At 64.4% G+C, this 18,648-nt stretch carries 15 protein-coding genes and 1 pseudogene; 9 read left to right on the forward strand and 7 right to left on the reverse strand.

Annotated elements, in window-relative coordinates; genetic code table 11:
• Positions 1 to 11: 11 nt before the first annotated feature.
• Positions 12 to 812, forward strand: coding sequence for an FAD binding domain-containing protein (locus tag WHZ77_RS32010; RefSeq protein WP_375311576.1), 801 nt, complete (start codon positions 12 to 14; stop codon positions 810 to 812).
• Positions 813 to 1,151: 339 nt separating this feature from the next.
• Positions 1,152 to 2,149 (forward strand): annotated as a pseudogene (locus WHZ77_RS32015) (CaiB/BaiF CoA transferase family protein).
• 123 nt (positions 2,150 to 2,272) lie between these two features.
• On the opposite strand, the gene hppD reads toward WHZ77_RS32015, so the two are convergent.
• Positions 2,273 to 3,391: a 4-hydroxyphenylpyruvate dioxygenase gene (hppD, locus tag WHZ77_RS32020; RefSeq protein ID WP_375311577.1), complete on the reverse strand. Its 1,119-nt coding sequence runs from the start codon at positions 3,389 to 3,391 to the stop codon at positions 2,273 to 2,275.
• Positions 3,392 to 3,511: 120 nt separating this feature from the next.
• On the opposite strand from hppD, the gene WHZ77_RS32025 reads away from it, so the two are divergent.
• Both WHZ77_RS32025 and WHZ77_RS32030 read left to right on the forward strand, forming a co-directional pair.
• Complete coding sequence (locus tag WHZ77_RS32025) at positions 3,512 to 3,991, forward strand: Lrp/AsnC family transcriptional regulator (RefSeq protein ID WP_375311578.1); 480 nt, start codon at positions 3,512 to 3,514, stop codon at positions 3,989 to 3,991.
• 73 nt (positions 3,992 to 4,064) lie between these two features.
• The gene (locus WHZ77_RS32030; protein ID WP_375311579.1) at positions 4,065 to 4,376 is read left to right on the forward strand and encodes a DUF1272 domain-containing protein; all 312 of its coding nucleotides are present in this window, start codon (positions 4,065 to 4,067) and stop codon (positions 4,374 to 4,376) included.
• A 97-nt stretch (positions 4,377 to 4,473) separates the two neighbouring features.
• Here WHZ77_RS32030 and fahA read toward each other — a convergent pair whose 3' ends face one another.
• From fahA to WHZ77_RS32055, 5 genes are all read right to left on the reverse strand, one after another.
• Positions 4,474 to 5,745, reverse strand: a complete 1,272-nt coding sequence (fahA, locus tag WHZ77_RS32035; RefSeq protein WP_375311580.1) for a fumarylacetoacetase — start codon at positions 5,743 to 5,745, stop codon at positions 4,474 to 4,476.
• Between the two features lie 148 nt (positions 5,746 to 5,893).
• Entirely contained in the window at positions 5,894 to 7,240 is a 1,347-nt protein-coding gene (gene hmgA / locus WHZ77_RS32040; protein ID WP_375311581.1) for a homogentisate 1,2-dioxygenase, read from the reverse strand.
• 2 nt (positions 7,241 to 7,242) lie between these two features.
• Complete coding sequence (locus WHZ77_RS32045; protein ID WP_375311582.1) at positions 7,243 to 8,199, reverse strand: MBL fold metallo-hydrolase; 957 nt, start codon at positions 8,197 to 8,199, stop codon at positions 7,243 to 7,245.
• 23 nt (positions 8,200 to 8,222) lie between these two features.
• Positions 8,223 to 8,447 (reverse strand): DUF2783 domain-containing protein, encoded by a 225-nt coding sequence (locus tag WHZ77_RS32050; RefSeq protein ID WP_375311583.1) that lies wholly within the window; start codon positions 8,445 to 8,447, stop codon positions 8,223 to 8,225.
• An 8-nt stretch (positions 8,448 to 8,455) separates the two neighbouring features.
• A complete protein-coding gene (locus WHZ77_RS32055) occupies positions 8,456 to 10,075 on the reverse strand; it encodes an FAD-dependent oxidoreductase (protein WP_375311584.1) in 1,620 nt (539 codons plus the stop codon).
• Positions 10,076 to 10,185: 110 nt separating this feature from the next.
• Between WHZ77_RS32055 and WHZ77_RS32060 the strand changes: the two genes are divergently transcribed.
• Complete coding sequence (locus WHZ77_RS32060; protein ID WP_375311585.1) at positions 10,186 to 10,728, forward strand: MarR family winged helix-turn-helix transcriptional regulator; 543 nt, start codon at positions 10,186 to 10,188, stop codon at positions 10,726 to 10,728.
• Between the two features lie 57 nt (positions 10,729 to 10,785).
• On the opposite strand, the gene WHZ77_RS32065 is transcribed toward WHZ77_RS32060, so the two are convergent.
• Entirely contained in the window at positions 10,786 to 11,592 is an 807-nt protein-coding gene (locus WHZ77_RS32065) for an N-acyl homoserine lactonase family protein (RefSeq protein WP_375311586.1), read from the reverse strand.
• Between the two features lie 406 nt (positions 11,593 to 11,998).
• Between WHZ77_RS32065 and WHZ77_RS32070 the strand changes: the two genes are divergently transcribed.
• From WHZ77_RS32070 to WHZ77_RS32085, 4 genes are all read left to right on the forward strand, one after another.
• The gene (locus tag WHZ77_RS32070; RefSeq protein ID WP_375311587.1) at positions 11,999 to 13,531 is read left to right on the forward strand and encodes a caspase family protein; all 1,533 of its coding nucleotides are present in this window, start codon (positions 11,999 to 12,001) and stop codon (positions 13,529 to 13,531) included.
• A gap of 145 nt (positions 13,532 to 13,676) precedes the next feature.
• Positions 13,677 to 14,348, forward strand: coding sequence for an OmpA family protein (locus WHZ77_RS32075; RefSeq protein ID WP_375311588.1), 672 nt, complete (start codon positions 13,677 to 13,679; stop codon positions 14,346 to 14,348).
• A gap of 159 nt (positions 14,349 to 14,507) precedes the next feature.
• The gene (locus tag WHZ77_RS32080; RefSeq protein ID WP_375311589.1) at positions 14,508 to 15,437 is read left to right on the forward strand and encodes an efflux RND transporter periplasmic adaptor subunit; all 930 of its coding nucleotides are present in this window, start codon (positions 14,508 to 14,510) and stop codon (positions 15,435 to 15,437) included.
• Positions 15,437 to 18,601 (forward strand): efflux RND transporter permease subunit, encoded by a 3,165-nt coding sequence (locus tag WHZ77_RS32085; RefSeq protein ID WP_375311590.1) that lies wholly within the window; start codon positions 15,437 to 15,439, stop codon positions 18,599 to 18,601. The genes WHZ77_RS32080 and WHZ77_RS32085 overlap by 1 nt, the downstream gene beginning before the upstream one ends.
• Positions 18,602 to 18,648 lie beyond the last annotated feature (47 nt).

Genomic DNA, 18,648 nt, shown 5'->3' on the forward strand with positions numbered 1-18,648 from the left:
GAACATCAAAGATGTACCAGACCACTTATCATCGCGCTTCCTCCGTCGACGAAGCCGTAAGCCTGTTCGCCAAGGGCAGCGAAGCAAAGTTCCTCGCAGGCGGCCAGACGCTGCTGCCGGTGATGAAGCAGCGCCTCGCCAGCCCCTCCGATGTGATCGACCTCGGCAAGATCAAGGAGCTGCAGGGTGTCGAGCTCTCGGGCGACGTGCTGACCATCAAGGCCGGCACGACCTATTTCGATATCATGCAGAATGCCGACGTGAAGAAGGCGATCCCCGCGATCACCTATCTCACCTCGGTGCTCGGCGACCCCGCGGTGCGCTATCGCGGCACGATCGGCGGCTCGATCGCCAACAACGATCCCGCCGCGGATTATCCCGCCGCCCTGCTCGCGCTCGGCGCCACCGTGAAGACCAACAAGCGGTCGATTGCGGCGGAGGATTTCTTCAAGGGCCTGTTCACCACGGCCCTCGAAGACGGCGAGATCATCACAGCCGTGTCGTTCCCGGTTCCGGAGAAGGCCGGATACGAGAAGATGCGGCATCCGGCCTCGCGCTTCGCGCTCACCGGCGTCTTCGTCGCAAAGACGAAGTCAGGCGAGGTTCGTGTTGCCGCCACCGGCGCCTCGCAGAGCGGCGTGATGCGGGTGCCCGCGATCGAAGCGGCGCTGAAGGCGAACTGGTCGCCATCGGCGATCGATGGCGTCAGCATTTCGGCGAGCAATCTGCTGGCCGACATCCACGGCACGGCGGAGTATCGCGCGAACCTGATCAAGGTGATGGCGCAGCGCGCGGTGGCCGCCGCCGGCTGATCGCCTAGCTCAAGCGCGACGCAGCGTCGCGCTCTAGCGTCTCAACACAAATCCTCCGCGGCGCGCAGCAATGCGCGCCGCTTTTATTATGCGCCCATGCATGAAAAGCGCTTGCCTCGCTGGCGCGAAGGCGGGAAAAGTTAATCAGCCAATTAACTCGCCCCGCAGAGGAACGTCAGAGGCATTTGCCAGAACATCTGGCATACGCCCGCGACCCGAGGAAACAACAACGTGCTCGACAAACCAGCCCAGACCGCTTCCGTCCGCACCTCCGGCCCGCTCTCCGGTTTCCGCGTCGTCGAATTCGCCGGCATCGGACCCGGTCCGTTTGCCTGCATGATGCTGGCCGACATGGGCGCCGATGTCGTCACGCTCGACCGCGTCGGTGCGAAAAGAGCATGAAGTCGGTGGCGGGCCGCGGCCGCAAGGTGATCGAGCTCGACCTCAAGGACAAGGCGGCGATTGCGCAGGTGCTCGACCTGCTTGCGAATGCCGACGCGCTGGTCGAAGGCTTTCGCCCCGGCGTGATGGAGCGGCTCGGGCTCGGCCCTGATGTCGTGCTCGCGCGCAACCCGAAACTCGTCTACGGCCGCATGACCGGCTGGGGCCAGGAAGGCCCGCTCGCCAACGCTGCAGGCCATGACATCAACTACATCTCGATCACCGGCGCGCTCGCCGCGATCGGCACCAAGGAGGCCCCGGTGCCGCCGCTCAACCTGGTCGGCGATTTCGGCGGCGGCGCGCTCTATCTCGTCGTCGGCGTGCTCGCGGCGCTGCTCGAAGCGCAGAAGTCCGGCAAGGGCCAGGTTGTCGATGCAGCGATGTGCGACGGCGCGGCATCGCTGATGTCGTTCTTCTTCGACATGAAAACGCTCGGCCGCTGGACCGAAGGCCGCAACCGGAACTTCCTGGACGGCGGCGCTCACTTCTACGGCGTCTATGAATGCGCCTGCGGCCATTTCGTCTCGATCGGCTCGATCGAACCGCAATTCTACGCGCTGCTGCGCGAGCACGCAGGCCTCACCGACGCCGATTTCGACGCGCAGATGGACCCCAAGGCCTGGCCCGCGCTGAAGGAGAAGTTGAAGGCCGTCTTCAAGAGCAAGACGCGCGAGGACTGGTGCAAGATCATGGAAGGCACCGACATCTGCTTCGCGCCGGTCCTGACCATGTCTGAGGCGACCGAGCATCCGCACATGGTCGCCCGCAACGTCTTCGTCGAGCGCCACGGCGTGAAGCAGCCCGCGCCGGCGCCAAGGTTCTCGCGAACGCCGTCGTCAGTGCGTGAGCCGGAGGGAGCGGAGATCGGCGCGGTGACGAGCGCGTGGAAGCGATAGATCGAGCTGCGGCAAAGATTGCGTAGGGTGGGCAAAGGCGCAAAGCGCCGTGCCCACCGTTTTTCAAAGTTATGAAAGACGTGGTGGGCACGCTTCGCTTTGCCCACCCTACGGCAGTGCGACCTAAGCCGCCGTATCCACCTTCAGCACCCCGCGCCGAATCTGGTCCTCCTCGATCGATTCGAACAAGGCCTTGAAGTTACCTTCGCCAAAGCCGTCGTCGCCCTTGCGCTGGATGAACTCGAAGAAGATCGGGCCGATCGCGTTCGCCGAGAAGATCTGCAGCAGCACCTTGGTCTGGCCGCCGTCGACCACGCCTTCGCCGTCGATCAGGATGCCGTTCTTCTGCAGGCGGGTGAGATCCTCGCCATGCTTGGGCAGGCGCGCGTCGATCCGCTCGAAATAGGTCTCTGGCGGCGAGGGCATGAACGGCAAGCCGGCTGCACGCAGGCCTTCGATCGTGCCGTAGATGTCGCGGCAGCCGCAGGCGATGTGCTGGATACCTTCGCCGCGATAGATATTCAGATATTCCTCGATCTGGCCGGAATCGCTGGCGTCCTCGTTGATCGGGATCCGGATCTTGCCGTCCGGGCTGGTCAGCGCACGCGAGAACAGGCCGGAGGCGCGGCCCTCGATGTCGAAGAAGCGGATCTGGCGGAAATTGAAGAGCTTTTGGTAGAAGCCCGTCCACACGTCCATGCGGCCGCGATGGACGTTGTGGGTGAGGTGATCGAGATAGAACAGGCCCGCGCCGACCGGACGCGGGTCGCGCGCGCCGAGCCACTCGAACTCGGCATCATAGGCCGAGCCCTTGGCGCCAAAGCGATCGACGAAATAGAGCAGGCTGCCGCCGATGCCCTTGATCCCTGGCACATCGAGCGTCTTCTGCGCCGATGAAGCATCGGCAGGCTCCGCGCCGAGCGAAATCGCACGGTCGTAGGCCGCCTTCGCATCGACGACGCGAAACGCCATCGACGGCGCGCAGGGGCCGTGCGCGGCGACGAAATCATGGCCGTGGGTGCCGGGCTCCTCGTTGACGAGATAGTTGATGTCGCCCTGGCGATAGACGGTGATCCGCTTGCTCTTGTGGCGCGCGACGGGCGCATAGCCCATCAGCTTGAACAATGCGTGCAGCTCTTCCGGATTGGGATGGGCGTATTCGACGAACTCGAACCCGTCGGTGCCCATCGGATTGTCGGCGGTGATCGTGGCCGGCGGTGCATCGTGCGGAAACGGACCCATGGTGTTCTCCAGATTGCTGTTGCCATGAACTATCCTTCATTGGGCGCGCAAGGAGCGTGCAAATGGGGCGCGTATTGGCTATCCTATGCACGATCTATGCATTAAATGGATAAATAGCGCATGATGTCGGTCGATGCCTTCGATCTCAAGATCTTGACCGCGCTCCAGGATGACGGCCGCCTCACCAACCAGGAGCTTGCCGACATCGCAGGCCTTTCCGCTTCGCAATGCTCGCGGCGGCGGATGCGGCTGGAGGAGGAGAAGGTGATCTCAGGGTACCACGCCGATCTCTCCAGCGAAGCGCTCGGATTCGGTGTGATCGCCTTCATCCAGGTGGGGCTCGCGACCCACTCGCCCGACAATTCCAAGCGGTTTCGCACGCTGGTCAACCGCATCGACGAGATCCAAGAGGCCTATTCGCTGACGGGCGACGCCGATTACGTGCTCAAGGCCGTGCTGCGCGACCTCAAGGGGCTCTCCAATCTCGTCAATGACGTCTTGATGCCGCACCAGAGCGTAGCGCATGTGCGCTCGTCGATCGTGCTCGATCGGCTGAAGGAGAGCTCGCGGCTGCCGCTGAAGGATTTGAAGGCTGGCTGAAATCGAGGGAACTACGGCCTTCGCGCGCCACGCCCCGTCTGCGATGATCAGGGCATCTTGCGGAGATTCAACCATGGCCCTCCAGCTTCGACCGAACTGCGAATATTGCGACCGCGACCTGCCCCCTGATGCAAAGGATGCGCGGATCTGCTCCTACGAATGCACGTTCTGCGCGGACTGCGTGGAGACCAAGCTGTCGAACGTCTGCCCGAACTGCGGTGGCGGCTTTGCGCCGCGCCCGATCAGGCCAACGCAGGAATGGCGGCCGGGCGTATGCACGACGAAACAGGTGCCGTCGGACAAGCGCGTGCATTTGAAATACAGCGTGGAGGATGTCGCGGTGCATTGCGCGAAGATCAAGGATGTCCCGCCGGAGAGGCGGTAGTTTAGGGCGCCATTCCGGCTCGATGCGCGGCATCGAACCCGGAATCTCGAGGTTCCGGGTCTGGTCCTTCGGACCATCCCGGAACGACGAAGATCAATCACTCCGCCGGCAGAATCGTCCCCTCGACCTCGCCGAACCCGATGCGATAGCCGTTGCCCTGGCACCAGCCGCGCATGACGAGGCTGTCGCCATCTTCGAGAAACGAGCGCTTGACCCCGCCGGGAAGCTCGACCGGTTCGGTGCCGTTCCAGCTGATCTCGAGCAAGCTGCCGCGTTGATCCTTCTCCGGGCCGGAGATGGTGCCGCTGCCCAGGAGATCGCCGACATTCATCGCACAGCCCGAGGAGGCGTGGTGCATCAGCTGCTGCACCGAGGACCAGTACATGTATTTGAAATTGGTGTGGCTGATGCTGGTAGGAGCATTCGCGCCGCCGGGGCGCAAGGAGACGTCAAGTTCAACGTTGTAATTCTGGGGTCTCGTCTGCTTGAGATAGTCGAGCGGCACCGGCTCCTGCTCCGGCCCCTTCAGGCGGAACGGCTCCAGCGCCTCGCGCGTCACCACCCAGGGGCTGATCGAGGTCGCAAACGCTTTTGCCAGGAACGGGCCGAGCGGCACATATTCCCATTGCTGGATGTCGCGCGCACTCCAGTCGTTGAGCAGCACGAAGCCGAAGATCATCTCCTCGGCCTGTTGCTCCGTCAGCATGCCGCCCATCGGCGACGACTGGCCGACCACGACGCCCATCTCCAGCTCGAAATCGAGCCGCTTGCACGGGCCGAAGCTCGGCAGCTCGACATTCGGCGGCTTCAGTTGCCCGCGCGGCCGCTTCACCCCGGTGCCGGAGACGACGACGGTTGAGGCGCGACCGTTGTAGGCGATCGGCATATGCAGCCAGTTCGGCTGCAGCGCGTTGTCCTTGCCGCGGAACATCACGCCGACATTGGTGGCGTGCTCCTTGGAAGAATAGAAATCGGTATAGCCGGAGACGTTGAACGGCAGATGCAGCTTCGCCTCGCGCATCGGCACTAACGCCGAATTGCGCAGCTCTTCATTGTCGCGCAGCTCCGGATGATCGTGACGCAATAGCTCGCTGATCCGCGCCCGCGTCTTCGCCCAAACCTTCGGCCCCAACGCCATGAACGGATTGAGCGAGGGCCCCGAGAACACCCCGAGCGGACCGACATCGAGCCGCGAATCCTGCTCCAGCGCCCAGAGATCGAGCACGTGATCGCCGATCGCCACGCCGACGCGCGGCGTCGGATTTGCCGAGGTCGAGAACACACCATAGGGCAGATTCTGGATCGGAAAGTCGGAGGCAGGATCGACCTCGATGAAGGAGCGGAGGCTGGGATCGTTGGGGTGAGGCATTGGTGTCCTGCCGAATTTCCTTGAAAGGGGCTCCGCCGTCATTCCGGGGCGCGCGGAGCGCGAGCCCGGAATCCATACTCACGATCGTGGCTATGGATTCCGGGCCTGGCCCTTCAGGCCATCCCGGAATGACGACGGTGGGAGTTGACTACGGCCTGTTCGGGTCGAACCGCTTTTCCAGACCCTTCCAGCAATCCGCGTAGTCGTCCTGAAGCGTGGACGACTTCGCGGCATGCTCCGTGACCCTCTGCGCATAGCGGGTCTCGAACATGAAGGCCATGGTGCCGGTCAGCTTCACCGGCTTGAGTTCGCCATTGCTCGCATGCTCGAAGGCGTCGCGGTCGGGACCGTGCGGCAGCATGCAATTGTGCAGGCTGACGCCGCCCGGTACGAAGCCCTGCGGCTTGGCGTCGTAGACACCGTAGATCAGACCCATGAACTCGCTCATGATGTTCATGTGATACCAGGGCGGGCGGAAGGTGTTGTCGGCGACCATCCAGCGCTCTGGAAAAATCACGAAGTCGATATTCGCGGTGCCCGCGGTCTCCGACGGCGAGGTCAGCACCGTGAAGATCGAGGGATCGGGATGATCGAAGCCGATCGCACCGACCGGAGAGAAGGTGCGCAGATCGTATTTGTAAGGCGCGTAATTGCCGTGCCAGGCAACCACGTCGATCGGCGAATGCGGCAAATTCGTCTTGAACAGCGCGCCGCCCCACTTCACGTAGAGCTCGGTTGGCGTGTCCTTGTCCTCGTAATAGGCGACAGGCGTCAGGAAATCGCGCGCATTGGCGAGGCAATTGGCGCCGATCGGCCCGCGCTCCGGCAGCGTGAAGGCGCCGCCATAGTTCTCGCAGAGATAGCCGCGCGCCGGTCCGCTCGGAATCTCGACGCGGAATTTGACGCCGCGCGGGATCACCACGATCTCGCCGGGCTCGGCGTCGATGCGGCCGAACTCGGTGACGAGGCGGAGATTGCCCTGCTGAAGCACGAACATCAGCTCGCCATCGGCATTGTAGAAATGCTGGTCCACCATCGACTTGGTGATGAGATAGACATGCGCGGCCATGCCGGCCTGCGTGTTGACGTCGCCCGCGGTCGTCATCGTCTGCACGCCCCCGAGGAAAGTCACGTCCTCCTTCGGGATCGGCGCCGGGTCCCAGCGCAATTGCGCGATCGGCAGATCGTATTCGTGGCACGGCGCCGAGCGCCACAAGCCATCATCGGCCTTCTCGAAACGTCCGGAGTGCTTGACCGATGGACGGATGCGATAGAGCCAGGAGCGCTCGTTGGTGCCGCGCGGCGCAGTGAAGGGCGAGCCCGAGAGCTGCTCGGCATAAAGGCCATAGGCGCAGCGTTGCGGCGAGTTGCGCCCGATCGGCAGGGCGCCCGGAAGCGCCTCGGTCTCAAAGCTGTTGCCGAAGCCTGACATGTAGCCTGGCGTGACCTGCGCCGAGCTGCGGATGATCTGATCAGGCGAGGTATTGATGTTCATGACTATCCTCCTCCTTGCAGGGCGGCCCACATTTCCTGGTCGCGCTTGTCGGTCCAGATCACGGGATCGTCGATCCCCGACGCTTCGTCATAGGCGCGCGACACGTTGAACGGCAGGCAGTGCTCATAGATGGCGAAGCTGTGGAATTTCGGATCCATCACTTCGCGCGTCGCCGCCATCGTCTCCTTCAGCGTGCGCCCCCTGGCGACGGAGATTTCGGCGGCCCCATAGAGCGAGGTGACGAAGTCGCGCGTCATCGCGATGGCTTCGCGCACCGTGGCTGTGCCCTTGAGCGCATCGCCGCGACCCGGCGCGATCGCCTTGGGATTGAAGTTGCGGATCTCGTTCAGCGTCATCGGCCATTCCCGCAAATGCGCATCGCCGCAATAGCAGGCCGAGTGATATTCGATGAGATCGCCGGAGAACATGACCTCGGCATCCGGCACCCAGGCGACGATGTCGCCGGAGGTGTGGCCGGCGCCGAGCTGCATCAGGCGCACTTCGCGTTTCCCCAGATAGATCGACATCTCGCCTTCGAAGGTCAGAGTCGGCCAGGTCAGGCCCGGGATGCTGGCGGCATCCTGAAACAGGCGGGGGAAACGACCGTATTCGGAATCCCAATCCTGCTGGCCGCGCTCCGCGATCAGCCGATGGGTCTCCTGCGAGGCCACGATGCCTTGCGCCTTATAGGCGGACGCCCCCAACACGCGCACGGCGTGATAATGCGACAGCACGACATATTTGATCGGCTTGTCGGTGACGGTGCGGACGCGCTCGATCACCTTGTTGGCCATCGCCGGCGTCGACTGCGCATCGAACACGAGGCAGCCGTCGTCGCCGACGATGATCGCCGTGTTCGGATCGCCCTCGGCGGTGAAGGCGTAGAGATCGGGGCCAATCTCGGAGAAGGTGATTTTCTTCTCGGAGAGATCGCCGGTGGATGCGAAATTCTTCGCCATCAATTCATCCTTAGGTCACGAGGTTATTGTTGTTGCTGTTGTTGCTGCTGGCCGTCGATCATTCGGCGCTTTGCAAGCCCGATCGCCTCACGGAGCACGTCGAGGTCGCCGATGTGGTTGGCGAGGATCAACACCAAGGCCGCGTCGAAATCCGCGCTCTGCTCATCGGTGAGGCCGCGATGCGCTTCGACGATGGCGCGGAAGGCATCGTCAGGACGCGCGAAATTGGAGTTGGTGGAGAGCGGCATGCCAGTCCTCAATTCAAACCTTGGGCGCGCGACAACGCCGCCGCAACCAGCTCGCGCGTCGGATGACGGAAGCGCGCCGCAACGTAGCCATCGGGCCGCAGCAGATAGGCTGCCTCGGCCCCGGCGTCGTAGCGCTTCGCGACGAGGCCCGAGGGATCGGCCAGTCCGCCTGCGCCGCCGATGCGGATATCCCTGACGCCATCGGGCGTCTCGATCGCCGCGCCATTGCTGAACGACAGCAAGGTGAACTCCGTTCCGCCCTTGCTGAACGCGTCCGTCAAGTAGGCGCTCTCGCCCGCGATCGGCGCATCGAGCATCGAACGTCCCGGCGACGGTCCGCCGCGCCACGCATCCGCATCGGGCGACGACAGCGGCGAGTCATAGCCGCACGGCACCGAGAGCCGGCCACCGTTGACCATTCGCTTGCCGAACTCCGTCTCCTTGGCCAGCGACAGCACCGCCTTGCGCAGCCTTGCTTCCTGGTGCGAGTTCGGCGCCATGAAATCGGTCGAGCGGGTGGATTCGCGGATGTTCTCGTCGGCCGCCATGCTGCGCTCGACATGGTAGCTCTCGAGCAGGCTCGCGGGCGACTTGCCGCGCAGCACGCGATCGAGCTTCCAGGACAGGTTCTCGGCGTCCTCGAGACCCGAATTGGCGCCCCGCGCACCGAACGGCGAGACCTGATGCGCGGAATCGCCGGCGAGAATGACACGGCCGTGGATGAAGCGGTCCATTCGTCGGCACTGGAATTTGTAGAGCGAGATCCACTCGAACTCGAACTTGTCGTGGCCGAGCATGCGCGCGATCCGCGGCCGTACGTTCTCGGGTTTCTTCTCGACCACCGGATCGGCATAGCGATTGAGTTGGAGGTCAATCCGCCAGACGTCGTCGGGCTGGCGGTGCAGCAGGGCCGAACGTCCGGCATGGAACGGCGGATCGAACCAGAACCAGCGCTCGGTCGGGAATTCCGCGGTCATCTTGACGTCGGCGATCAAGAACTGGTCTTCGAACACCTGGCCGGCGAACTCGGCGCCAACCATCTGCCGCAGCGAGGAGCGTGCGCCGTCGCAGGCGATGACATATTGCGCGTGCAGGCGATAGGCGCCCTCCGGCGTCTCGATGGTCAGCGCGACGGAGTCGTTACGCTGCTCGAGCGCCGTCACCTTGTTGCGCCAGCGCAGGTCGATCGCAGGCAGATCGCCGATGCGGTCGACCAGATAGGCCTCGGCGTAATATTGCTGAAGGTTGATGAAGGCCGGCCGCTTGTGACCATCCTCCGGCAGCAGGTTGAACTGGTAGAGCTGGGACTCGCCGTGAAAGATTCGGCCGACGCTCCACACCACGCCCTTGTCGACCATGCGGTCGCCGACGCCGAGCCGGTCCCAATATTCCAGCGAACGTTTCGAGAAGCAGATCGCGCGCGAGCCTTCGCCGATGCGGTCGGCGTCATCCAGAAGAACGACGTGCTGGCCGCGCTGGGCCAGATCAATCGCCAGCGACAGCCCGACCGGGCCCGCGCCGACGATCACGACCGGATGCTCCGCCGGATTTTGGCCGGCTCGGTCCTGGTCGGGATGACGGCGATAGCCGAACTGGGTTTTGGCCTGATCCGTATTGGCCGGCGCCATACACTAACCTCGGCTCTGGTCAGAACAAGACTGATCTGCTAGATAGTCTCACGTGCAACTATTTTGGACCGGAGCCAGCCGGCCGTCAACTGGAATTCGGAGCGCTCTGCTTGGCGAGGACATCCAGCGACATCGCCCTGAAGACACGGCAGGCTCGCGAGGCTTCTCCGCGAGAAAAAACCCGGCTCGATCTGTTCAAGTTCGTACCGTTCCGCCTCAACCGGCTCGCCGCGGAGGTGAGCGCCGCGCTCTCGGTCGAGTATCAGGAGCGCCACGGCCTCGACATTCCGGCCTGGCGCGTGATCGCCACGCTCGGCTTCCGCAACGACGCATGCAGCGCGCAATACATCTCGCAATGCACGCGCACGCACAAATCGACCATCAGCCGCGCGGTGACGACGCTGCTGCACGAAAAGCTGATCGAGCGGGTCGAGAACGAGGCCGACCGCCGCGAATTCCGCCTGCAACTGACGGCCAAGGGCCGCGCCCTCTACGAGGAGCTGTTCCCGCAATTGCTGCGGCGGGAAGACGAGATCCTCGCCTGCCTGTCCGCGCAAGAGCGTAAGCTGCTATCGGCTCTGCTCGGCAAGATCGAGGACAGCCTCGACCTGATCCAGACCAGCGAAGAGGCGGACGCCAAGCAGGCGTATTAGTCTCCGCTGTCATTCCGGGGCGCCGCAAAGCGGCGAGCCCGGAATGACGCTATCGCATCATTTCGCAAACGACCGCGACGGCGGCAGGTGCAGCGCCCAGGCGTCGACCTTGTCGCTGGCGCGTGGATAGATCTCCGTGACGATCGGATCATGGCCGGGAATGAACCGGTCAGGATGCCCCGCGAGACGTTCGATCGTCTCCCAGCCCTGCGCCATGTCGCCGATATCAAGGACGATCGGGAACGGGCTGCGCCGCTGCAGATTGGCGTAGTAGTGCGCAGCGTCGGACGCCAGCACCACCGGCCCGCGCGCGGTCTCGACCTTGACCACCTGCAAACCGTCCGAATGGCCGCCGACACGATGCACGGTGACGCCGGGCGCGACCTCGCCGTCGCCGGAGTAGAAGGTGACACGCTCGCCATAGACGTGGCGCACCATCTGCGTGACGTGCTCGACCGAGAACGGATGTCGCAACAGTCCGTTGCACATGCAGCGTCCGGTCGCGTAAGCCATCTCGCGCTCCTGGAGATGGAAGCGCGCGTTCGGGAAGCGGTCGAGATTGCCGGCATGATCGTAGTGCAGATGTGTCACGATAATGTCGCGAATGGCCGGCGCCGCGACGCCGAAGCGCTCCAGCGCGTCGACCGGATTGAGCGTCAGCTTGCGCGCCCGCGCGCTCGCCTCCTCGGCATTGAAGCCGGTATCGACCAGGATATCGCGGCCGCCGCCGCGGATCAGCCAGACGAAGTAGTCGAGGTCCTGCGCTGCGCTATCGTGCGGATCGGGCTGAAGGAAATTCATGTTGGGGGTGCGCGGCGTCATTGTCGCATAGCGCAGGGCGTAGATTTCGTAGGCGTTTCCCATGGTCTTTCTTTTTCTGAATTTGGATCGTGCGGGATGATCGCGCGCACCAAGCCATTGTCCGCCGCAAAGGTCAAACACCGCGCGTTGCGACAAGGGCAGAGCTGCAATGTGAGACCAATCACACTGGCTTCGCCAAAACGGCCCTAAAACGTAGCTGCCTCAAGATTTGGCGGCCCTCGCAAGTCCGCCGCAAGACCCAACCCCAAGCGTGTCGAGCGCAACAGTGACAATCCCTCTATTATTCCCCTCGCAGCGTTCTCGAGGGTCGCAGTCTATTGTCGCGATACCGCCGAATCTCCAAGCGGTTGACGCCCCCCTTCCCCGGTTTGATAATGGACATTGCGTAAGTTAAGGTCGCCGCGGCGCAAGCTGGTAACGGCGCCTTTTTGGCTGGACCGCGCTCATTATGAAAATTCGCTTCCTTTTTCTTCTGCCCTTGCTCGTTTCGCTCGTTCCGACTGCGTCGTCGCTGGCCGCCAGCGACCGTTTTGCGCTGGTGATCGGCAACGCGAAATATCCTGATGCGGATGCCCCGCTGAAGGAACCGCTCAACGATGCGCGCGACGTCGCCGACGAGCTCAAGCGCGACGGCTTCTCCGTCGAGATCGGCGAAAACCTGACCGGCGACGGCATGCGCCGCGCCTTCGACAAGCTCTACGGCAAGATCAAGCCGGGCTCGGTGGCGCTGGTGTTCTTCAGCGGCTTCGGCATCCAGTCGGCGCGCCAGAGCTACATGTTGCCGGTCGATGCGCAGATCTGGACCGAATCCGACGTGCGCCGCGACGGCATCAGCCTCGAAACCGTGCTCGGCGAGCTCAACACCCGCGGCGCCGGCGTCAAGATCGCGCTGATCGACGCCTCCAGGCGCAACCCGTTCGAGCGCCGGTTCCGCAGCTTCTCGGCCGGCCTGACCCCGGTCATCGCGCCGAATGGCACGCTGGTGATGTACTCGGCGGCGCTGGCCTCGGTGGTATCCGACGCCGGCGGCGACCACAGCCTGTTCGTCCAGGAGCTCCTGAAGGAAATCCGAGTCCCCGATCTGATGGCGGAGGAGACGCTGAACCGCACCAAGATGGGCGTCACCCGCGCTTCCCGCGGCGAGCAGGTGCCGTGGATATCCTCGTCGCTCGCCGAAGACTTCTCGTTCATTCCGGGAGCCGGCGGATCGCGCCCACCGGCGACGACACAGCCGCCTCCCCCGCCGCCGGTCGTCGCCAACAACCCGCCTCCGGCTCCGGCCGCGCCGCCATCACCGCCTTCGCCGCCGAAGGCGGCCGATACGGCGGCTGCACCGGCGCCTGCCCCTCCTCCCGCACCGGCCCCGGCGCCGAAACCGCAGGTCGAGGCCGCCCTGCCTCCGCCGCCACCGCCACCGCCGGTGAAACCGGCCGAGACCCCCCCCGCTCCAAGCATGGATAGCGGGCCGAGCGCGGCCGCGCTGGCGGAAGACCCAACCATCAAGGGCCTGACGGCCAAGATCGCGGCCAACCCGGACGACGTGAACGCGCTATACCGGCGCGGCCAGGTCTATGCCAGCAAGGGCGCCTACAACCTCGCCATCAAGGATTTCGACGACACGCTCCGCATCAACTCGAAGGACGTCGAGGCACTCAACAACCGGTGCTGGACCCGCACCGTGATCGGCGACCTCCAGGGCGCCCTGAAGGATTGCAACGAGGCTCTGCGGCTCCGCCCGAATTTCGTCGATGCGCTGGACAGCCGGGGGCTCGTGAATCTGAAATCGGGCGCGGTCAAGAACGCCATTGCCGATTTCGACGCGGCTTTGAGGATCAACCCGCGCCTGACCTCCTCGCTCTTCGGGCGGGGAATCGCCAAGCAGCGCAACGGCTCGGTCCAGGAAGGCGCGCTCGACATCGCCAATGCCAAGGCGATGGACCCGAACATCGTTCAGGAATTCGCAAGCTACGGAGTACGCTAGTATTTTTTTGAAATGAGGCAGACGACGCCTCGAACCCTCGGCGGCCCTGCGAAGACTAACAATCGGATGCCGCAGGCGGCCTTTTCGGGGGCCTATTGCAGGAATTTTAGAACCGCGCAGGTCGGCTGCGCAGGAGGGACTGGCAATGAGATCGGCTGCAAGAGGACTTACCGCAATCCTGTCCATCATGGCCATCGGCGCCGCCCTGTCGCTGCCGGCCTCCCCAGCATTCGCCGGCGACGACGGCAACAGCAAGAACGTCACCGAGGACGAGATCGTCCGCGCACTGGCGCCGCCGCCGAAGAAGCCGCTGACCCGCGGCCTCTCGATTGCCCCGCAGGCCGATCCCGCGCCGACCGCGGTTGAGACCAAGCTGATCCAGTCCGTGCGCGGCCGTTCGACGCGCTCGCTGTCGTCGACTGAGCGCGAGGAGATCGCCTCGGCCGCCAAGGACAAGCCGAACATCGATCTCGAAATCACCTTCGACTACAACTCGGCCAATATCAGCGCCAAGTCGCTGGCTTCGGTGCAGGCGCTCGGCCGCGCGCTGACCAGCCCCGACCTGAAGGGCTCGACCTTCGTGGTTGCCGGCCACACCGACGCCGCCGGCAGCGAGGGCTACAATCAGGACCTGTCCGAGCGCCGCGCGGATTCAATCAAGCGCTACCTCGTCGACAAGTACAGCATCTCGGCGACGGATCTGGTCACCGTCGGCTACGGCAAGAGCAAGCTGAAGGACCCGAGCCAGCCGATGGCGGAGGTCAATCGCCGCGTGCAGGTCGTCAACATGGAAAACAAGACCACCGCATCGAAGTAAGCACGACCCAATCCTATCGAAGTGACAAGTCGTGATGTGGTGTAAAGTCTTGCTACCAGAGCGCGTCCCGCAGCCTTGCGGGACGCCGCTTCATTTCAGGGAAACACTCTCAGCAGGCCTCGTGCGGATGGCCGTGAGCCAGGCCAGGACAATCCGGCGATGAACGTCTCCGAATATCTCAAGCCTGCCGGAACCGTAGTGTTCGTCGTTGCGCTCGGCGTCGGCTATTATCTGTTCGAGCATCGGCATCGCCCCGAGGCGAAGGAAACGCCGAGCGAGGCGCTCGTCATTGTGACGAAATCGACCAATGCCTGCTTCTCCGACCTGGTGCGGGTCACCGGCTTTTTCGTGCCTCGCCGCGAGGCCGTGGTCGTCGCCGACCAGGAAGGCTCCAGGGTCACCGACCTCTTCGTCACAGAGGGCGCCATGGTCACCGACAATCAGGAACTGGCACGCCTGACGGCGCCACCGCAGATCCCGGGCCAGCCGCAGCGGCCTGGTCCGCAAGGCCCGGTCTCGCTGAAGGCACCTGCGCCGGGCCTCATCACCGAAGTTCGCACCATCGTCGGCGCGCCCGCCTCACCGCAGGCCGGCCCGATGTTCCGCATAGCCGTCAACAACGAGATCGAGCTCGACGCCCAGGTCCCCGCCGTGCACATGCCCAAGCTCAGCCCCGGCGCGACCGTGCGCATCAGCCGCGACGACGCGACTGACCTGATCGGACGGGTCCGGCTGGTTGCGCCGGAGATCGACCGCGCCACCCAGCTCGGCCGCGTCCGCATCAGTGTCACCAACAATCCGTCGCTGAAGGTCGGCGTGTTCGCCCGTGCCTCGATCGACGCCAAGCGGAGCTGCGGCGTCGCGGTCCCCAAGACCGCGATCGACCATCTCATCGTACAGGTCGTCAAAGGCAACACGATCGAGACGCGCAAGGTGCGGGTCGGACTGTCGTCCGACAGCGCGACCGAAATTCTGGAAGGGCTCGACGTCGGCGAAATCGTCGTGGCCGACGCCGGCTCTTCGCTCCATGACGGCGACCAGATCAAGACCATGTTCGCCGATGAACTCGATCGCACGCGGGTACGCTGATGGCTCTCAATATCTCGGCATGGTCGATCCGTAATCCGCTGCCGTCGGTCGTCTTTTCCATCATCCTCCTGATCCTCGGCTGGGTGTCCTTCACCAAGCTCGCGGTGACGCGGCTGCCTTCGGCCGACATTCCCGTGATCTCGGTCGCGGTGTCGCAGTTCGGCGCGGCGCCCGCCGAGCTCGAATCCCAGGTCACCAAGACGGTTGAAGACGCGGTCTCCGGCGTCGAGGGCGTCAGGCACATCACCTCGCAGATTACCGACGGCCTGTCGGTCACCACCATCCAGTTCGCGCTGGAGACCAACACCGACCGCGCGCTCAACGACGTCAAGGACGCGGTGACGCGCGTGCGCTCCAACCTGCCGCAGAACGTCACCGAGCCCCTGATCCAGCGAGTCGACGTCATCGGCCTGCCGATCGTCACCTATGCCGCGATCTCGCCCGGCAAGACGCCGGAACAGCTCTCCTATTTCGTCGACGACGTGGTCAAGCGCGCGCTGCAGGGCGTGCGCGGCGTCGCCCAGGTCGAGCGCATCGGCGGCGTCGAGCGCGAGATACTGGTCTCGCTCGATCCCGACCGCCTGCAGGCGATGGGGCTGACCGCTGTCAACGTCAGCCAGAGCCTGCGCGGCACCAATGTCGACGTCGCCGGCGGCCGCGCCGAGATCGGCAAGAACGACCAGGCGATCCGCACGCTGGCCGGTGCCAAGACGTTGAGCGACCTCGCCGGCACCATGATCCCGCTGTTCGGCGGCGGCGAGGTCCGGATCGACGATCTCGGCACCGTCACCGACACCATCGCCGACCGCCGCACCTTCGCCCGCTTTAACGGCGAGCCGATCGTCGCGCTCGGCATCAAGCGCTCCAAGGGCGCCAGCGACGTGAAGGTCGCCGAGGCCGTCGAGAAGCGCGTCGCCGCGCTGAAAGCCGCCTATCCCGACGTCGACCTCAAGGTGATCGACACATCGGTCGAATACACCAAGGGCAATTACGAGGCGGCTATCTCGACCCTGTTCGAAGGCGCCATCCTCGCCGTCGTCATCGTGCTGCTGTTCCTGCGCGATTTGCGCGCAACCATCATCGCCGCGATCTCGCTGCCGCTGTCGATCTTCCCGGCCTTCTGGGCGATGGACATTCTCGGCTTCTCGCTCAACCTCGTCAGCTTCCTCGCCATCACGCTGTCGACGGGTATCCTCGTCGACGACGCCATCGTCGAGATCGAGAATATCGTCCGGCACATGAATATGGGCAAATCGCCCTACCGTGCCGCGCTCGAGGCCGCCGACGAGATCGGCCTCGCTGTCATCGCGATCTCGCTGACCATCATCGCGATCTTCGCGCCCGCGAGCTTCATGTCCGGCATCGCCGGACAGTTCTTCAAGCAGTTCGGCATCACCGTGTCGGTGCAAGTGTTCTTCTCGCTGCTCGCGGCGCGCTTCGTCACGCCGGTGCTGGCCGCCTACTTCCTCAAGCACCATACGCATGAGGAGCCGCCGCCCGGCCGCGTGTTGCGGTCCTATCACAGGATCGTGGCCTGGTCGGTGAAACACTACTTCATCACAGTGCTGATCGGCTTTGGTGTCTTCGCCGCCTCGATCTGGAGCATCACGCTGCTGCCGCAGGGCTTCCTGCCGGCGCAGGACAGCGCGCGCTCGCTGCTTGCCCTCGAACTGCCGCCGGGCACCCAGCTCGCCTATACCGAAAAGGTCACCGAGGACATCGTCGCGCGCCTGCGCAAGCGGCCCGAGGTCAAGAGCATCTTCGTCGACGGCGGGCGCGTTCCACCGGGAACTCAGGAAGTCCGGCGCGCCGCCCTGATCATCAACTACGTGCCCAAGGCCGACCGCGACATCACCCAGCGCGAGCTCGAATTCTCGATCAGCAAGGAGATGGAGAACGTTCCCGACATCCGCTTCTGGTTCCTCGACGAAAACGGGCTGCGCGCGATCGCGCTCGTGGTCACCGGCGCCGACGCCAACATCGTCAACAACGTCGCGAGCGAACTTGCGACGCAGATGAAGCGGATTCCGATCATCTCCAATGTGATCTCGGAAACCTCGCTGGAGCGCCCAGAGCTGCGCGTCGAGCCGCGCGCCGATCTCGCCGCGCGGCTCGGCGTCTCGACCGAAAGTCTGTCACAGACCATCCGCGTCGCGACCATCGGCGACGTCGGCCCCGCGCTCGCCAAGTTCGATGTCGGCGACCGCCTGGTGCCGATCCGCGTGCAGCTCGAGGACGCCGCGCGCGGCAATCTCAAGACGCTCGAGCAGCTGCGCGTCCCGCTCGGCGAGCACGGCGAGAAGGGTGGCGTGCCGCTCTCGGTGATCGCCGACGTCAAGCTCGACCAGGGTCCGACCAGCATCAACCGCTACGACCGTGAGCGACAGGCCACCGTCGCCGCCGACCTCGTCGGCTCCGCCGCGCTCGGCGATGCCACGAAGATGATCGACGATCTGCCGGTGAAGAAGAGCCTGCCGCCGGGCGTGAAGGTGAATCCCTCGGGTGACGCCGAAAGCCTGGCCGAGTTGTCGAGTGGTTTCGCTACCGCGATTACGGCGGGCTTGATGATGGTCTATGCGGTGCTTGTGCTGCTGTTCGGCACCTTCCTGCAGCCGATCACCATCCTGTTCTCGCTGCCGCTCTCGATCGGCGGCGCGATCGCGGCCCTGCTCGTCACCGGCAAGCAGCTCACCACGCCGGTCTGGATCGGCATCCTGATGCTGATGGGCATCGTCACCAAGAACGCGATCATGCTGGTGGAGTTCGCCATCGAAGCGATCCACGCCGGCAAGCCGCGCGACGAGGCGATGATCGACGCCGGCATGAAGCGCGCCCGCCCGATCGTGATGACCACGATCGCGATGGCCGCCGGCATGATGCCGAGCGCCCTTGCGGTCGGCGCCGGCGGCGAGTTCCGCTCGCCGATGGCCCTCGCGGTGATCGGCGGCCTGATCTTCTCGACCATCCTGTCGCTGGTATTCGTGCCCGCGATGTTCATGGTGATGGACGATCTCGGCGCCCTGATCTGGCGCTTCGGCAAGCGGCTGGTCGTGCACAGCGAGGACGCCGACAGCGGCGACTATCACGCCGCCCCGCCCGTCGGCGCTGCGCCCGCGGGAGCGCTACCAGCGCCGAAGAGCATCGTGCACCCGGCGGCGGAGTAAGAATTTGCCCGCGAGCTGGGCTCGACACGAGTAAGTAAAGTGCTATC

The organism is Bradyrhizobium sp. A5 (assembly GCF_042076515.1).
Lineage (GTDB): Bacteria > Pseudomonadota > Alphaproteobacteria > Rhizobiales > Xanthobacteraceae > Bradyrhizobium > Bradyrhizobium cosmicum.

Bases quoted from the DNA above. Each gene is read 5' to 3' on its own strand.
- WHZ77_RS32010 (WP_375311576.1), top strand. From the start codon at position 12: ATGTACCAGACCACTTATCATCGCGCTTCCTCCGTCGACGAAGCCGTA.
- hppD (WP_375311577.1), bottom strand. From the start codon at position 3,391: ATGGGTCCGTTTCCGCACGATGCACCGCCGGCCACGATCACCGCCGAC.
- WHZ77_RS32025 (WP_375311578.1), top strand. From the start codon at position 3,512: ATGATGTCGGTCGATGCCTTCGATCTCAAGATCTTGACCGCGCTCCAG.
- WHZ77_RS32030 (WP_375311579.1), top strand. From the start codon at position 4,065: ATGGCCCTCCAGCTTCGACCGAACTGCGAATATTGCGACCGCGACCTG.
- fahA (WP_375311580.1), bottom strand. From the start codon at position 5,745: ATGCCTCACCCCAACGATCCCAGCCTCCGCTCCTTCATCGAGGTCGAT.
- hmgA (WP_375311581.1), bottom strand. From the start codon at position 7,240: ATGAACATCAATACCTCGCCTGATCAGATCATCCGCAGCTCGGCGCAG.
- WHZ77_RS32045 (WP_375311582.1), bottom strand. From the start codon at position 8,199: ATGGCGAAGAATTTCGCATCCACCGGCGATCTCTCCGAGAAGAAAATC.
- WHZ77_RS32050 (WP_375311583.1), bottom strand. From the start codon at position 8,447: ATGCCGCTCTCCACCAACTCCAATTTCGCGCGTCCTGACGATGCCTTC.
- WHZ77_RS32055 (WP_375311584.1), bottom strand. From the start codon at position 10,075: ATGGCGCCGGCCAATACGGATCAGGCCAAAACCCAGTTCGGCTATCGC.
- WHZ77_RS32065 (WP_375311586.1), bottom strand. From the start codon at position 11,592: ATGGGAAACGCCTACGAAATCTACGCCCTGCGCTATGCGACAATGACG.
- WHZ77_RS32070 (WP_375311587.1), top strand. From the start codon at position 11,999: ATGAAAATTCGCTTCCTTTTTCTTCTGCCCTTGCTCGTTTCGCTCGTT.
- WHZ77_RS32075 (WP_375311588.1), top strand. From the start codon at position 13,677: ATGAGATCGGCTGCAAGAGGACTTACCGCAATCCTGTCCATCATGGCC.
- WHZ77_RS32080 (WP_375311589.1), top strand. From the start codon at position 14,508: ATGAACGTCTCCGAATATCTCAAGCCTGCCGGAACCGTAGTGTTCGTC.
- WHZ77_RS32085 (WP_375311590.1), top strand. From the start codon at position 15,437: ATGGCTCTCAATATCTCGGCATGGTCGATCCGTAATCCGCTGCCGTCG.